The 16,288-nt window shown below is 67.4% G+C and carries 11 protein-coding genes and 1 pseudogene; 3 read left to right on the top strand and 9 right to left on the bottom strand.

Annotation, left to right across the window (positions count from 1 at the left end; genetic code table 11):
* Positions 1–73: 73 nt before the first annotated feature.
* The gene (locus CAG33_RS11000; RefSeq protein WP_085638392.1) at positions 74–2,602 is read left to right on the top strand and encodes a sulfite reductase flavoprotein subunit alpha; all 2,529 of its coding nucleotides are present in this window, start codon (positions 74–76) and stop codon (positions 2,600–2,602) included.
* Positions 2,603–2,708: 106 nt separating this feature from the next.
* Here CAG33_RS11000 and CAG33_RS10995 read toward each other — a convergent pair whose 3' ends face one another.
* The 4 genes from CAG33_RS10995 to ptsP all read right to left on the bottom strand — a co-directional run bounded on the left by CAG33_RS10995 (position 2,709) and on the right by ptsP (position 9,943).
* Positions 2,709–4,250 carry an alkaline phosphatase gene (locus tag CAG33_RS10995; protein WP_085638389.1) on the bottom strand — a complete coding sequence of 514 codons (1,542 nt, stop codon included), beginning with the start codon at positions 4,248–4,250 and terminating at the stop codon, positions 2,709–2,711.
* Between the two features lie 144 nt (positions 4,251–4,394).
* Complete coding sequence (locus CAG33_RS10990) at positions 4,395–6,128, bottom strand: PTS fructose-like transporter subunit IIB (RefSeq protein WP_085638386.1); 1,734 nt, start codon at positions 6,126–6,128, stop codon at positions 4,395–4,397.
* An 11-nt stretch (positions 6,129–6,139) separates the two neighbouring features.
* The gene (pfkB, locus tag CAG33_RS10985) at positions 6,140–7,081 is read right to left on the bottom strand and encodes a 1-phosphofructokinase (RefSeq protein WP_085578486.1); all 942 of its coding nucleotides are present in this window, start codon (positions 7,079–7,081) and stop codon (positions 6,140–6,142) included.
* Entirely contained in the window at positions 7,082–9,943 is a 2,862-nt protein-coding gene (gene ptsP / locus CAG33_RS10980) for a phosphoenolpyruvate--protein phosphotransferase (protein WP_085638383.1), read from the bottom strand.
* A 296-nt stretch (positions 9,944–10,239) separates the two neighbouring features.
* On the opposite strand from ptsP, the gene cra reads away from it, so the two are divergent.
* Together cra and CAG33_RS10970 are read left to right on the top strand one after the other, a co-directional pair.
* Positions 10,240–11,235 (top strand): catabolite repressor/activator, encoded by a 996-nt coding sequence (gene cra, locus CAG33_RS10975; protein WP_085638380.1) that lies wholly within the window; start codon positions 10,240–10,242, stop codon positions 11,233–11,235.
* 3 nt (positions 11,236–11,238) lie between these two features.
* Positions 11,239–12,015, top strand: coding sequence for a TatD family hydrolase (locus CAG33_RS10970; protein ID WP_085638377.1), 777 nt, complete (start codon positions 11,239–11,241; stop codon positions 12,013–12,015).
* A gap of 1 nt (position 12,016) precedes the next feature.
* Here the strand turns inward: CAG33_RS10970 and CAG33_RS10965 are convergent, their stop codons facing one another.
* The 5 genes and pseudogenes from CAG33_RS10965 to ampD all read right to left on the bottom strand — a co-directional run bounded on the left by CAG33_RS10965 (position 12,017) and on the right by ampD (position 16,242).
* Positions 12,017–12,406 carry a hypothetical protein gene (locus CAG33_RS10965; protein WP_085578478.1) on the bottom strand — a complete coding sequence of 130 codons (390 nt, stop codon included), beginning with the start codon at positions 12,404–12,406 and terminating at the stop codon, positions 12,017–12,019.
* A gap of 179 nt (positions 12,407–12,585) precedes the next feature.
* Positions 12,586–13,290: a methyl-accepting chemotaxis protein gene (locus CAG33_RS29040; RefSeq protein ID WP_371856093.1), complete on the bottom strand. Its 705-nt coding sequence runs from the start codon at positions 13,288–13,290 to the stop codon at positions 12,586–12,588.
* A 153-nt stretch (positions 13,291–13,443) separates the two neighbouring features.
* A pseudogene (locus CAG33_RS29035) lies at positions 13,444–13,647 on the bottom strand (HAMP domain-containing protein); the annotation flags it as partial.
* A gap of 1,201 nt (positions 13,648–14,848) precedes the next feature.
* The gene (gene ampE, locus CAG33_RS10955) at positions 14,849–15,685 is read right to left on the bottom strand and encodes a regulatory signaling modulator protein AmpE (RefSeq protein WP_085578473.1); all 837 of its coding nucleotides are present in this window, start codon (positions 15,683–15,685) and stop codon (positions 14,849–14,851) included.
* Positions 15,682–16,242, bottom strand: a complete 561-nt coding sequence (gene ampD / locus CAG33_RS10950) for a 1,6-anhydro-N-acetylmuramyl-L-alanine amidase AmpD (RefSeq protein ID WP_085578471.1) — start codon at positions 16,240–16,242, stop codon at positions 15,682–15,684. Before ampD ends, ampE begins: the two co-directional genes overlap by 4 nt.
* Positions 16,243–16,288 lie beyond the last annotated feature (46 nt).

Here is a 16,288-nt window from a genome sequence, read left to right as displayed (position 1 = left end):
CAAAGAACGCTTCTCGAAGCCCACGGCATAATGCGCGCCGTGACGACATTTTCGAACGGACAAGGCGAATGACGTGTTGAAGAAGACCCTGTTCCAGGTGCACTGGTTTTTTGGCATTAGCGCAGGCCTGGTGCTGGCCCTGATGGGCATCACCGGTGCGGCCTATTCCTTTCAGGACGAAATCCTGCGGGCGCTGAACCCTTCGGTGCTGCAGGTGGAAAAACAGGTGGCCGGCGTCCTTCCGCCCGCCGAGCTGGTGGAACGCATCGAGGGCGCGTCGGGCAAGAAGGTCTCGATGCTGTGGGTCGAGACCGACAGCGGCACCGCCGCACGCGTGTACTTCACCCCGCCCAAGGGCGAGCGCCGCGGCGAAATGCGCTACTTCAACCCCTACACCGCCGAGTTCATGGGCGATGCCGTCGGCCAGGACTTCTTCGGCCTGATGCTGCAGCTGCACCGCTTTCTGGCCATGGGCGACACCGGCCGCAACATCACCGGCGCCTGCACCCTGATCCTGGTGTTCTTCTGCCTGTCCGGCCTGTACCTGCGCTGGCCGCGCCAGTGGAACAGCTGGCGCGTGTGGCTGACCCTGGACTGGAACAAGAAAGGCCGCAACTTCAACTGGGACCTGCACTCGGTGGCCGGCACCTGGTGCCTGCTGGTGTACCTGCTGCTGGCGCTGACCGGGCTGTCCTGGTCCTACGAGTGGTACAACAAAGGCCTGACCCGCCTGCTGTCGGACGCCCCGCAGAACGAGCGCGTGCGCGGCGGCCGCGGCCCGGCCCCCGAAGGCCCGGCGCCGACCGCCGACTACGCGGCGATGTGGAGCAGCATCTACAGCGCCGCCGGCCCCGGCCTGGCCGCCTACAACATCCGCATGCCGCCGGTGGCCGGTCAACCGGCCACCGTGTTCTACCTGCTGGAGAGCTCACCCCATGAGCGCGCCCTCAACCAGATCACCCTCGACCCGGCCACCGGCATCGTCAAACGGGTCGACCGCTACGCGGACAAGAGCTTCAAGGCACAGCTGCTGACCAGCATCTACGCCCTGCACGTGGGCAGCTATTTCGGCCTCGCCGGGCGGATCATCGTGACCGTCGCCGCCGTGCTCATGCCGCTGTTCTTCATCACCGGCTGGCTGCTGTACCTGGACCGCCGGCGCAAGAAAAAGCAGGTCAGGGACGCCCGCCAAGGCATCGGGCAACCGACCGGCGACGCGCCGACATGGCTGATCGGCTTCGCCAGCCAGAGCGGGTTCGCCGAACAGCTGGCCTGGCAGACCGCCGGCCAGTTGCAGGCCGCCGGGCTGCCGGTGAAGGTGCAGCCGCTGGCGCACGTCAGCGAACAGGACCTGCGCGAGTCGGACAACGCCCTGTTCGTGGTCAGCACCTTCGGCGACGGCCAGGCGCCGGACAGCGCCCGGGGCTTCGAACGCAAGGTGCTGGGCAACGCCCCCGCCCTCGACCGCCTGAACTACGCCGTGCTCGGCCTCGGCGACCGCCAGTACGAACACTTCTGCGGCTTCGCCCGGCGCCTGCACCGCTGGCTGGGCGAGCACGGCGGCAAGACCTTGTTCGCCCCGGTGGAAGTCGACGGCGGCGACCCTTACGCCCTGCGCCACTGGCAGACGCAACTGGGCCTGATCACCGGGCAGGCCCCGGTCGACACCTGGCAGGCCCCGGACTATGAGAACTGGACGCTGGCGCGCCGCGAGCTGATGAACGCCGACAGCAGCGGCGCCCCGGTCTTCCTGCTGGGCCTGACAGCACCGGGCATCGGCAGTTGGCTGGCCGGCGACCTGGTGGAAGTGCTGCCGCGCAACTGCCCGTGGGCCATCGAGCACTTCCTCGACGGCCTCGGCATCCGCGGCGAAAGCACCGTCAAGGTCAACGGCCTCGAAGAACCGCTGGAGCTGGCCCTGGCCAGCCGCCAGTTGCCCGAACACCGGGCGCACCTGGTGGGCCTGCACGCCCAGGCGCTGATCGATGCGACGGTGCCGCTGCCGATGCGCGAGTACTCGATCGCCTCGATCGCCGCCGACGGCGTGCTGGAGCTGATCGTGCGCCAGGAACTGCGCAGCGACGGCAGCCTGGGCATCGGCTCCGGCTGGCTGACCGAGCATGCCCCGGTGGGCGGCAGCATCAGCCTGCGGGTGCGGCGCAACAGCGGTTTCCACCTGCCCAATGCGCCGGTGCCGATGATTCTGCTGGGCAACGGCACCGGGCTGGCCGGGCTGCGCAGCCTGCTCAAGGCCAGGATCGCCGATGGCCAGCAACGCCAGTGGCTGCTGTTCGGCGAGCGTAACCGCGCGCACGATTTCCTCTGCCGCGCGGAGCTGGAGGAGTGGTTGGTCAACGGCGATCTGGCGCGGCTGGATCTGGCCTTCTCGCGGGATCAGGCCGAAAAGATTTACGTGCAGGATCGCCTGCGCGAATCGGCCGGCGAGCTGAAGAAATGGCTGGCGGACGGCGCGGTGATCTACATCTGCGGCAGCCTCAAGGGCATGGCCTCGGGCGTCGACGAAGCGCTCAACGACATCCTCGGCGCCGCCGAAGTCGAACGCCTGATCGAACAGGGCCGCTATCGCCGCGACGTCTACTGACACATCCCACTGTGGGAGCCAGCCTGCTGGCGATGGCGCCGGGCCTGTCGACTCACCGTTGACTGACCCATCGCCAGCAGGCTCGCTTCTACAGGTGCCGCAGGGGTCAGGCCGGCTGCAGCTTCTGCTCGAACACCGCCACCCCGTTCAGATCCCGCAGCACCACGCTCATCTCGCCGCTGCGTCCGTCGATGTTCACCTCACCGAAAAACTGGAAGCCGGCGAACGGCGAGGCGTTCTGCGTCGGCGGCGCCTTCTGGAACACCACTTCGGGACCGAAGGTCTTGTCCAGCGCATTGGGCCCGAAGCTGCCGGCGTTCAACGGCCCCGCGACAAACTCCCAGAACGGCTCGAAGTCCTGGAACGCGGCGCGGTCCGGGTGGTAGTGATGGGCGGCGCAATAATGCACGTCCGCCGTCAGGAACACGAAGTTGCGCACCTGCTGCGCCCGCAGGAAACCGAGCAGTTCGGCGATCTCCAGCTCGCGCCCCAGGGCCGGGCCGGGGTCGCCGTTGGCCACCGCTTCCCAGCGCGGCACGCCGGGGCTGACTTCGCCGTCCGGCACGCCGAGGCCGATGGGCATGTCGGCGGCGATGACTTTCCATTGCGCTTTCGAACTCTTGAGTCCGCGCTTGAGCCAGTCCAACTGCTCACGCCCCAGGAACGGCTTGGCCGCGCCGAGGTTGTCGTCGTTGACCCCGCGGTAACTGCGCATGTCGAGCACGAACACCTCCAGCATCGGCCCGTATCTCAGCCGGCGGTAGATCCGCCCGCCGCCGTCGGCAGCCTGCAGGCGCATCGGCGCGTACTCGAGCCAGGCGCGGCGGGCGCGGCCCAGCAGCGTGTGGATGTCCTTTTCCTGGTAGCGCTCGTCGAGCTGCTTGCCCGGCGACCAGTTGTTCACCACTTCATGGTCGTCCCACTGCCAGATCTGCGGCACCTCGGCGTTGAACCGGCGGACGTTCTCATCCATCAGGTTGTAGCGGTAGTTGCCGCGGTATTCGTCGAGGGTTTCGGCGACCTTGCTCTTGGCTTCGCTGGTGAGGTTGCGCCAGAGGCGGCCGCCTTCGACGGTCAGTTGCGCCGGCACCGGGCCGTCGGCGTAGATGGTGTCGCCGCTGTGGATGAAGAAGTCCGGCAGGCGCAGGCGCATGGCTTCGTAGATGCGCATGCCGCCGATGTCCGGGTTGATGCCGAAGCCCTGGCCGACGGTGTCGCCGCTCCAGACGAAACGAATGTCACGCCGGCCCGACGGTGCGCTGCGCAGGTGGCCCAGCCACGGTTCGCTGGCGACCCCGGTGCGGGCGTCTTCGAAGTGCACGCGATAGAAGATCGCCTGGTGGGCGGGCAGGCCGGTGAGCTCGACCCGGGCGGTGAAGTCGGTGCCGGCATCGGCCAGCGCCGATACGACGCGGCGCGGATTGGCGAAGCGGCTGCGGGTGTCCCATTCCACCACCATCTTCGCCGGGCGGTCGGTGCGGCTCCAGATCATGGCCCGGTCGCCCTGCAGGTCGCCGGACTGCACGCCGTCGGTGAGTTTCGGCCGGTCCTTGACCGAGGCGATCACGGCCGGCGCCATGCCCGGCACCAGCAGTCCGGCGCCGACGACCTGCATGACCCGTCGGCGACCGAGGTCGAATTCGCTCATGGTGTTCTCCCTGAAAAAAGGAAAACTAAAGCACGGCTTCATGACCCCGGAGTGACACCCGGTGCCTATCGGCAGGCGATCAGGCCTGTGGGAGCCAGCCTGCTGGCGATGAAGGCGACACAGGCAGCGCCGCTCCCCGGGCGATCACGCGGCGCTGGGCTCCACGGCCAGCTCCACCGACTCCGGCCGCTTGACCAGCGCGTACGCCAACGCCGTCAGCACACTCCCCGCGACAATCGCCAGCAGATACAGCAACGCATGGTTGATCGCGTTCGGAATCGCCATCACGAACAGCCCGCCGTGGGGCGCCATCAGCTTGCAGCCGAAGTACATCGACAACGCACCGGTCAGCGCGCCGCCGGCGATGCTCGCGGGGATGACCCGCAGCGGATCCTTGGCCGCGAACGGGATCGCCCCCTCGGAAATGAAGCACAGCCCCAGCACCAGCGCCGCCTTGCCGGCCTCGCGTTCGGTCTGGGCGAACTTGCGCCGGGCGAGGAACGTCGCGAGGCCGAGGCCGATCGGCGGCACCATGCCGGCGGCCATGGTCGCGGCCATCGGCGCGTAGCTCTGAGACGCCAGCAGGCCCACCGAAAACGCATACGCGGCCTTGTTGATCGGCCCGCCGAGGTCGACGCACATCATGCCGCCCAGCAGCACGCCGAGCAGGATCGCGTTGGTGGTGCCCATGCTGTCGAGAAAGTGCGTGAGCGCCGCCAGCATGCCCGCCACCGGTTTGCCGACCACGTAGATCATCACCAGCCCGGTGAACAGGCTGGCGAACAACGGGATGATCAGGATCGGCTTCAAGGCCTCGAGGCTTTGCGGCAACGCCACATAGCGGCTGATCGCTTTGGCCGCGTAGCCGGCGATGAACCCGGCGACGATCCCGCCGATGAACCCGGCCCCGAGGGTGCTCGCCAGCAGGCCACCGATCATCCCCGGCGCCAGGCCCGGACGGTCGGCGATGGAATAGGCGATATAGCCGGCCAGCAACGGCACCATCAGCTTGAACGCCGTCTCGCCGCCGATCTGCATCAGCGCCGCCGCCAGCGTGCCCTCCTCCTTGAACGCGGTGATGCCGAACACGAACGACAGCGCGATCATCAGGCCGCCCGCCACCACCATCGGCAGCATGAACGACACACCGGTCAGCAGGTGTTTGTAGACGCCGGTCTTCTCTTGTTTCGGCGCAGCCTTTGCGTCGCCCGCGACGCTCTCCTGCTTGCCCTCGGCCAGGGCTTTCTTCAGCGTGGCTTCGGACTGCTTGAGGGCGATGCCGGTACCGCAGCGGTAGATCCGCTTGCCGGCGAAACGCTCGGTGGCGACTTCGATGTCCGCCGCGAGCAGCACCACGTCCGCCTCGGCGATGGCCGCTGCGCTGAGCGGGTTGCGGGCGCCGACCGAGCCCTGGGTCTCGACCTGCAGCTCATAGCCCAGGCGCTTGGCGGCCTGCTGCAAGGCTTCGGCGGCCATGAACGTGTGGGCGACGCCGGTCGGGCATGCCGTGACGGCCACCAGGCGCGGAGCGCCCGCTGCCGCAGGCACGGCTTCGGCGTGATCGGCGACGTGCACGGCGGCCTCGACGGCCCCGCGCCGCAGCACCGCTTCGACATCCTGCAACGCCTGCGACGGCGCGATGCGGAACACCCGCTTGCCGATGAACCGGGTCATGTCCACCGGCCCCGTGGCGACCAGCAGCACCCACTCGGCCGCCTCGAGGGTGGCGGCCGACATCCGGCGTTCCGGGTGCGTGGCATCCACCACCTCGACACTGGTGCTCCAGCCCTGGCGCTGGGCCGCCGCCTCCAGCAGGCGGGCGCACAGCACGCTGGTGACCATGCCGTTCGGGCAGGCCGTGACAATGGCTAACTTCATGACAAACCCTCTTATTGTTCTGTCAGGGGACGCACGCGCACGCCCTGTTCGAGCGGCGCCAGGCGCGCCGCATCGTGGATGCCGAAACCGATCTGGGTCACCGCCAGCGCGGCGATCGCCGTGGCGGTGCGCAGGGTCTGCTCGGGCGTATCGGCGCTGAGCAGGCCGTGAAGCATGCCGGCCAGCAGCGAGTCGCCCGCCCCCACCGTGCTGGCCACGCGGACCTTCGGCGGCGTGGCGTGCAGGGCCGCACCGACCGCGAACCAGCTCACGCCCTCGGCCCCGTGGGAAATCACCACATGCTCGACGCCCTGGGCGTGCAGGCGGTTGGCCGCCTGCGCCTGGGCCTCGTGGGACAGCACATCGCAACCCAGCGCATCGGCCAACTCTTCGGCGTTGGGCTTGATCAGCCACGGGTTGGCCTTGAGCGCCGTGCGCAACGCTTCGCCGCTGGTGTCCAGCGCGACCTTCAGGCCCAAACCGTTCAGGCGCTCGATCAGCTCGCGCAACCACTGTGCGCTCACCCCGCGCGGCAGGCTGCCGGCCACCACCACCGCATCGTGCCCCGGCGCAATCTGCACCAGACGGTCGAGCAAGGCTTGCTGCGCCACGGCGCCGACCACCGGCCCCGGCCCGTTGATGTCCGTGATGCGACCGTCGTGCTCGGCCAGTTTGAGGTTGCTGCGGGTCTCGCCCGGCACTCGGATGAAGGCGTCGACGAACCCGCGCCGGGCGAACAGGTTCTCGAACGCTTGCAGGTTCTCCTCGCCGAGGAACCCGCTGACCGTCAGCTGATGCCCAAGGTCCGCCAGCACTTGGGCGACGTTCACCCCTTTGCCGGCGGCGTGGCTGTGCATCTCGTCGCTGCGGTTGACTTGGCCGGCCTCAAGGCGCGGCAAGCGCACCGTCAAGTCGAGGGCCGGGTTGAGGGTCAGGGTCAGGATCTTGGCCATTTACAGAGCCTCCACTAATGCGCGCACATCCTGTGCGCTGCCCACGGCAAGCGCTTGCCGGGCGACGGTTTGCGCCTGGGTCAGGGTCAGTTCACGGATGCGCGCCTTGACTTCGGCGACGCTGCGGGCGGCCACGCTCAGTTCATCCACACCGAGGCCGACCAGCACCGGCACCGCCAGCGGATCGGCCGCCAGCTCGCCGCACACGCCGACCCATTTGCCGTGGGCATGGGCGGCGCGCACGGTGATGTCGATCAGGTGCAGCACCGCCGGGTGCAGGCCGTCGGCCTGGGCCGAAAGGGTCGGGTGGCCACGGTCGATGGCCAGGGTGTACTGGGTCAGGTCGTTGGTGCCGACGCTGAAGAAGTCCACCTCGCGGGCCAGCACCGGCGCCAGCAGCGCGGCGGAGGGCACTTCGATCATGATCCCCAGTTGCAGGTCGGCCACCGGGATTTCCCGGCGCAGACGCTCGGTCATGTCCCGGGCCTGACGCCACTCCTCGACGCTGCCGACCATGGGGAACATGATCCGCAGCGGACGGTTGTCGGCCGAACGCAGCAAGGCGCGCAACTGCGCTTCCATGATCTGCGGACGCTGGAGGGTCAGGCGGATGCCGCGCACGCCGAGGAACGGGTTTTCCTCTTTGGCGATCGGCCAATAGGGCAACGGCTTGTCACCGCCCACGTCCAGGGTGCGCACCACCAGCGGCCGACCGGCGAGGCCGTCGAGGACGCGGCGGTATTCGGCTTCCTGGGTGGCCTCGTCCGGCGCTTGCGGGTGGGCCATGAAGATCAGCTCGGTACGCAGCAGGCCGATGCCTTCGGCGCCCTGCTCCACCGCGCTGGCGACGCCGGCGCTTTCGCCGATGTTGGCGAACACCTCCACTGCGTGGCCGTCGGCGGTGAGCGCCGGTTGATGGCGCTGTTCGGCGGCGGCCTTCAGACGTTGCTCGCGGCTGTCGCGCTCTTCGGCGGCCCGTTGCAGGGTCGCGGCGTCGGCGTCCACGTGCAGGCGGCCGCGCTGCCCGTCGAGCAGCAGCGGCGTGCCCGGCGCCAGCAACAGCACCGCAGCGCCGGCGCCGACCAGCGCCGGAATGCCCAGCGCCCGGGCCACGATGGCGCTGTGGGCGGTGGCCCCACCGCGCGCGGTGAGGATCCCCGCCACCCGCGCCGGATCGAGCCGCGCCACATCGGAGGGGCCGACCTCTTCCATCACCAGAATGTAAGGTTGCGCGGGCTCGCTCAGGGTCTGCACGCCGCACAGTTGCGCCAGCACCCGCCGACCGATGTCGCGCAGGTCGGCGGCGCGCTCGGCGAGCAAGGCGTCCTGCAGCGACTCCTGTTGCTTCGCCGCCGCCTCGATCACCGCCATCCACGCCGCCTCGGCGCTTTCGCCCTGCTTGAGGCGGGTGTCGACTTCGTCGGTGAGCTCCGGGTCGTCGAGCATTTCCAGGTGGGTGATGAAGATCTCGCGGATGGCCTTGGCCTGGCTGCGCTCGATCAAGCCCTGGATGTCGTGGCGCACTTCGCTCAGCGCTTGCTGGAGACGCTCGCGCTCGACGGCGGCGGACTCGCCGCGCAGCGGGTAATCGATGGCCTGTTGCACCTGAATGTGCGCCGGCCCCATGGCGATGCCGGGGGCGGCGGCGATGGCTTGCAGCAGGCTGCCGGAGGCCGGCGCGACAAGCACCTCGGCCACCTCGGCGAGCGCCTCCTGCGCAGGGGCGACCGCCGGCAGCGGCTCGACCTCTTCGCCCAGCCCTTCTTCAATGGCCGCCAGCAGCGCCGGCAGGGCATCGGCGGCGATGGCCGGTTCGGCGATCAGTTCCAGCACTTGGCCGCGACGGGCGCCGAGGCTGAGCAGCTTGCTCAGGCTTTTCACCGACACGGCGCTGTCCTGGCCGTCGACGAGACGGATGCGGATCTCGCCCTCAAAATTCTTCGCCAGTTGCGCCAGCACCTTCGCCGGCCGTGCATGCAGGCCATGGGCATTGGCCAGGGCGATGCGCGCGCTCGGCCAGTCGGCCGGCAGCTCGCCGCCCAGCACTTCCAACACTTTGCGGCTGCTGGTGGCGCGGCCCAGCTCATGGCCGCGCCCCTCGATCAGCAGCGCGCACAGGCGTTCGAGCAGCGCCTGGTGGGCCTCGCCCAGGCTGGCCAGGCAGAACAGCCCGTTGAGGGGCTGGCCGAGGTAGCGCATCGGCTTGTCCGGGGTGACGAATGACAGGCCGGGGCGCTTCACGGTCTGTTCGCTGTGCAGCCACCACAGGCCGTCGCCCAGCGGCAGCGCTTCGACCTGCTGCAGCACGCCGGCGAAGCCGTTGCTCACGCAATCGGCTTGGCGCAGCAGGCGCGCACCGCGCCAGACCAGTTCTTCGAAATCGTCGGCGGACACGCTAAGGCCGATCATCTGCGCATCCAGCGCCAGTTCCTGGGGCGCGCCCTGCAGCAGCTTCAGCAACGCCTCGGGCGAGCCGGCGCGGCGCAGCGCCTGGCCCAGGTCGGTCTCGCCCAGGGCGCGGGTCAACAGTTGCAGCAGACGCAGGTGCTCATCGGACTTGGCCGCGATGCCGATGGCCAGGTAGACGATCTGGCCGTCGCCCCAATCCACGCCGTCGGGGAACTGCATCAGCCGCACGCCGGTGGCGAACACTTGATCGCGGGTCTCCGGGGTGCCGTGGGGAATGGCGATGCCTTGCCCGAGAAAGGTCGAGCCCTGGGCCTCCCGCGCCTGCAGCCCGGCCAGGTAACCGTCGGCCACCAATCCATCGGCCACCAGGCGGTCAGCCAGCAGTTGCAGGGCGGCGGACTTATCCACAGCCGACCGGCCCATGGAAATCTGCTCTACAGTGAGCTCGAGCATGCGTTCTCCTTTTTGGCATCGGGAGGTGCCAGGTATTGTTGTGGATAGTTTCAGCTTAGCGCCTGCACTTTTCAGGGGCAGTTTTGGCGGATTCGCGGCAGCTGCGGCCAAAGGCGACTAAAGTGCAGAAAATACGCCCGCTGAAACGTTTAATCTAGATTGATCGGCACGTTACTCGATAATGTCCCATCCTTGAAGGCCAACCGTCGGCTGCGCTGCGACAATGGTCGCCTCCCCGAATCGGGTAGGATTGGCGAAAATGTCGGGGCACGCTGGAAAAAACAAGGAAATCCCGGGTGAAACTCAGTGATATCGCGCGGCTGGCCGGAGTGTCCGTGACCACCGCCAGCTACGTCATCAACGGCAAGGCCGAACAGCAACGCATCAGCAACGCCACCGTCGAGCGGGTGCGGGCGGTGGTCGATCAGCACGGCTTTACCCCCAACCCCCAGGCGGCCGGGCTGCGCAGCCGGCACACCCGCACCTTGGGCTTCATCCTGCCGGACCTGGAAAACCCCAGTTACGCGCGGATCGCCAAGCTGCTGGAACAAGGCGCCCGGGCCCGGGGCTACCAATTGCTGATCGCCAGCTCCGACGATGCGCCGGACAGCGAACGGCAACTGCTGCAACTGTTCCGCGCCCGCCGCTGCGATGCGCTGATCGTCGCCAGTTGCCTGCCGGCCGGCGACGACAGCTATCGCCAATTGCAGGCCAAGGGCCTGCCGATCATTGCCATCGACCGGGTGATGGATCCTGCGCACTTCTGCTCGGTGATCAGCGACGACCGCGAGGCCAGCCTGCACCTGACCCAAAGCCTGCTCGAACCGCAACCCAAGCAGATCGTCCTGCTCGGCGCCCGTCCCGAACTGAGCATCAGCCAGGAGCGGGCCGCCGGGTTCAGGCAGGCGCTGGCCGGGTTCAAGGGCGACATCCTCATCGAGCATGCCGAGTCGTTCAGCCGCGACTGCGGCAAGCAACTGATGGAAGAACTCCTGCAACGGCTGGGACATTTGCCGGAAGCACTGGTGACTACGTCCTACGTGCTGCTGCAGGGCGTGTTCGATGCGCTGCACGACTTCCCGCTCAAGAACCGCCCGCTGCGCCTGGGCACCTTCGGCGACACGCAACTGCTGGACTTCCTGCCGCTGCCGGTCAACGCCATGGCCCAGCAGCACCAGCTGATCGCCGACAAGGCCCTGGCCCTGGCGTTGGCCGCCGTCGAGCAATCGGACTACGAGCCCGGCGTGCAGGCCATCGCCCGCACCTTCAAGCAGCGCATCCGCCGGGACTGAACCGTGGAGCTGATCGACAGCCACACCCATCTGGACTTTCCCGACTTCGACGCCGACCGCACGGCGTTGATGGCCGAGAGCCGCGCCCTCGGAGTGCGGCGGATGGTGGTGCTGGGGGTATATGAAGGCAATTGGCAACGGGTGTGGGACCTGGTGCAGGGCGACGCCGACCTGTACGCGGCGTTCGGCCTGCATCCGGTGTATCTCGACCGACACCGCCCGCAAGACGTGCAGGCCCTCGGCGACTGGCTGACCCGGCTGCGCGGCCATCGGCAATTGTGCGCGGTGGGCGAGATCGGCCTGGACTACTTCATCGAAACCCTCGACCGCGAGCGCCAGCAGGCGCTGTTCGAGGCTCAGCTGCAACTGGCGGCGGACTTCGGGCTGCCCGCGCTGATCCACGTGCGGCGCAGCCATGCGGCGGTGATCGCCACGCTCAAGCGCTTCAGGCTCAAGCGCGCCGGCATCATCCACGCCTTCACCGGCAGCCGCGAAGAGGCGCGGGAGTACATCAAGCTGGGGTTCCGGCTGGGCCTGGGCGGCGCGCCGACCTGGCCCCAGGCGCTGCGCCTGCACCGGGTGCTGGCGGATCTGCCGCTCGATTCGGTGGTGCTGGAGACCGACTCGCCGGACATGGCCCCCGCCATGTTCCCCGGCGTGCGCAACACCCCCGCGCATCTGCCGGCGATCTGCGCGGCGCTGGCCGCCCTGATGGCCGTCAGCCCCGAACGGCTGGCTGACGCCAGCACCGCCAATGCCTGCGAGGTGTTCGGCTGGTAGATCAGTCGCCGTGGGCCTTGGCGGCGTCGAGGATCAGCGTCAGGCGCTGCCGGTGGCGGAAGTAACGCGTGACGGCGAAGTACACGAACACCGTGATCAACGACGCGTTCAACTGTTCGGTGACGCTGAGCAGCCCCACCCACTCCATCACCAGCGCCACCAGCAGCGCGGTGCACACCGTCACCCGCGCGCTGGCGCGCAACAGCCCCAGCGAGTCGAGGGACCTGAACCGTTTGATCTGCTGCGGGCAACGCAGCTCCAGCCGTTGCTCGCAATGGGGGCAGGTGAAGGCTTCGTTGATCGAAAGGGCATTGAGTTGCCAGGGTTTCAGCACCAGGGTGGTCTGACAATGGGCGCAACGGCCTTGGACTCCCAAGGTGGCGACGGACATTAACGGGCTCCTCCAAGCGGTCAAGTCGGGTGATCTTGATTGATTGAAGACGAAAAAACAGAGCGCGGAGAAAAACAGGATTTGGCTTACAAATGTAAGCAAAAAAGTACTACAAAAAATTCCACAACCTCAGCCGTGGGAGCACGACCGCTCCCACGAAGGCCGGATCGAACCCAACGTCAGACCCGGAACGCGTTGATCAACTGCTTGAGCTCCACCACCTGCGCCGACAGGGCGCGACTGGCGTTCTCGGTCTGGTGCGCGCCTTGCGCCGTACGCTCGCCGGCACGGTTGATCTCGACGATGTTCTGGTCGATGTCGTGGGCCACGGCAGTCTGCTGCTCCACCGCGGCGGCGATCTGCTGGTTCTGGTCGACGATCATTCCGACCGCGCCGAGGATGTTTTCCAGCGCCTGCTGTACCTTTTCCGACTGCCCCACGGTGCCGTTGGCCATCTGATGGCTGACGCCCATGGCCTTCACCGCCGCGCCCACGCCGCCGTGGAGCTTGGCGATCATCTGCTCGATTTCCTCGGTCGATTGCTGGGTGCGCTTGGCCAACGTGCGCACCTCGTCCGCCACCACCGCAAAACCCCGCCCCTGCTCGCCCGCCCGCGCCGCTTCGATAGCGGCGTTGAGCGCCAGCAGGTTGGTCTGCTCGGCGATGCTCTTGATCACTTCCAGCACGCTGCTGATCGACTGGCTGTCGCTGGCCAACTGGTTGATCACCAGCACTGACTGATCGATCTCGCTGGCCAGCGCCGCGATGCTGCCCTGCTGGGACTCCACCAGGCCGCGCCCGCTGACGGTCTCGTCGTTCACGCTGTGGGCGCTGCTGACCGCCGCCGCGGCGCTGCGCGCCACTTCCTGGGAAGTGGCCGACATCTGGTTCATGGCCGTCGCCACCTGCTCGATCTGGGTACGCTGGCCGGCCACCGCCTGGTTGCTCTGGGCCGACACGCTCTGCACCTGCCCGGCCTGGCGCTCGACCTCGCTGACGGTCTGCCCGACCCGTTCGATCAGGTCGTGGATCTTCTTCACGGTGCCGTTGAACACCTCACCCAGCTCGCCCAGTTCATCCCGGCTGTTGGCGCGGAAATTCACCGTCATGTCGCCGGCCGCCACTTTGTCCATCATGGCGCCCAGACGTTTCAGGGTGGTGCGGGTCGACGCGTAGAAACCGCCGTAGAGGTAGAAAATCAGCACGAACACCACCGCCAGCGCCACCGCTTGCAGCACCATGTGCGTGCGGTTCTGGGCCAGGCGTTGCTGCAATTGGCTGTCGAGGAACTTCAGGGTCGCTTCGTTGAGCTGGTAAGTGCGCTCCATCAGCCCGCTGACCTGATCGTAGAACGCCTGCCAGGGCGCATCGAGGGTGTCGGCCATCACCACTTGCTCCTCGAACAGCTCGCTGGCCTGCTTGAGCGAGGCCTTGCTGGCGTCCGCCGGGGCGCTGAGGAACTCCCGCGCCGCCTTGCTCGAACCGAGGGCATCCTGCAGCTTCAGGCCGTACTCGGCCTGGAGTTTTTCGATCTGCGCCAGCAGCTCGTCGAAGCGGGTGCTGGATGAACTGTTGAGAAAACCTTGGCCCAACGAGTACGAGCCCATGGCCCGGCCTTCGCCGAGGGTCTGGGTGACGGCCGGGGTGATGGCGGTGACCAGCTCGCTGAGCTGGCGCATGTCGCTTTGGCCGTCGCGGCTCAAGCCGGCCTGGCTGGCGACGATCTGGCTGAAGATCTGCGCGCTGCCCAGCAGCTTGCCGATCAGCGCGCTTTTGCTTTGCAGGGAGTTTTCCGCTTGCTGGGCCTTGAACGCGGCGATCATCTCATCGCGCTTGGCGTCGAACACCGCGGTCTGCTCCGGATCGTCGGTCATCGCCTTCAGCCCTTGAAGGCGCGTCAGCACGTTCTGCTCAAGGGTGGTGATGTTCGCTTCGACATTGCCCGCCTTGCCCGACTGGCCGAGGGTCACGTTGATCTGCACCAGGTTGTTGAGGGTCTCCAGATCCCGCCGCAGGCTCAGGCTGCTGCCCAGCAGGTCGAGGCTTTGCAGTTCCACCCGGGTGCCCTGGAACTCGCGGTACGAATCGCGCACCAGATAGAAGTTGGTCACCAGCATCGGCACCAGGAACAGGACGCTGATCAGGCTGAACTTCATGCCGAAGCTCAGGCGGTTCATCAGCGAGACGGCGGGATAGAGCAAGCTCTTCACTGGAAGTCTCCCTCGGTTTGTTCTTGTTTTTATTGGCAGGCGCGGGGCGAAAGCAGATAGCCACTATCGAGCGCCATCTCTGTATAGCTCAAATCGGAGGGAGGTTTTGTAACTTAAGGTTAACGGCCGAGGCGAGGGCGCTAGCTCCCGCCGGGAAGCGGAGCGCCCCATTCGCAGCGGGCGTGTTGCGCAGTCCGACGGGAGCAAGCGCCCTCGCCTCAGGCTATGCGGGTCAGCGGACCAGGACGGTCCACAAGGCAAACCCGGCGTACCACAGCACGGCGGCGCGCAGCAGCAGTTCCCACAGGCAATCCAGGGTGTTGATGCCTTCCGGGCCGGTCACCGGCGGCGGGATCTCCCCGGCGGCCAGGCCTGCCTTGTCGATCAGGCGGGCGGCGCTGATGTGCCAGTTCAGCAGTTCATGCAGCATCACCCGGCTGACCGCGACGAAGTTGCCCACCAGTGCCAGGCTCGCCGCCAGCAGGCGCACCGGCACCCAGTCGAACGCGTGCCGCAGCTGCGCCGCCCGTTCGGCCACCGCCGGGTTCGCGGCGTTCTCCTCGGCCAGCGCCAGCAAGCGGTAACTCAAGGCCGCCACCGGGCCCAGCAGGAAATACCAGAAGATCACCGCAAAGAAGCTCTGGTAGGCCTGCCACAGCAGATGCCCCTGCACCCGCGCCAGCAACTGCTCGCCACGGTCGGCGCAGATGCCCAGGTCGCGCTTGGCCACGTGGGCCGCCGCTTGCAGGTCTTCCCGGCGCCAGGCGTCGCGGAACGGCCCCAGGCCGCCGAGCAGGTCGTTGCGCCCCAGACTGTAGATCACCACCAGCAGATGCACCGGCAGGGCCAGCAGGCCGTAGGCCACCGGTTCCAGCACCACCAGCAGCAACGCCAGCAGCGCCACCGGCAGCAGCACCAGCACCGTCAGCACCAGCCAAGGGCGCTTGGCCAGGCCGCCGCTTTCGAGCTTGTGCAGTTCGCGGATCCATCCGCCGTCGCGCTGGACCCGATGGCGCAGGGCCGAGAATTTCTCGATCCAGACCGCCAACAGCAACACCAGAAAACTCATTGTCCTTCCTCTTGTGCCAGGGCCGCCCGGTAGCGTGCCCAGTCGAATGCCGGCCCCGGGTCGGTCTTGCGGCCGGGGGCGATGTCGCTGTGCCCGCAGATGCGTTGTCCGGTGATGGCCGGAAACCTCGCCTGCAACTGCCGGGTCAGCGCGGTCAGCGCCTGGTACTGCGCGTCGGTGAACGGTAGATCATCGGTGCCCTCGAGCTCGATGCCCACGGAAAAATCGTTACAGGTCTCGCGTCCCTCGAAACGGGAGACGCCGGCGTGCCAGGCGCGCTCAAGACAGGAGACAAACTGAGTGACCTTGCCGTCACGCTCGATCAGAAAGTGCGCAGACACCCGCAGGTCGGCGATACCCGCAAAGTAGGGATGTTCGGTGACATCCAGACGGTTCTGGAAAAATTCCTGCACCTTGCCGGTGGCGAACTGCGCCGGCGGCAGGCTGATGTTGTGGATGACCAGCAGGGAGACTTCGCCCGTCGGGCGTTCATTGAAGTTGGGCGACGGACAGACCTGCACCCCGTGACACCACCCGCTTGCGGGATCCAACTGCATACCGATTCCTTCAACGCCATCTGTGTTGGCGCCCAGTATGCCGTGA

This window comes from Pseudomonas sp. B3(2017) (assembly GCF_002113595.1).
Lineage (GTDB): Bacteria > Pseudomonadota > Gammaproteobacteria > Pseudomonadales > Pseudomonadaceae > Aquipseudomonas > Aquipseudomonas ekonensis.
This window is presented reverse-complemented; position numbering and strand designations above follow the sequence as displayed.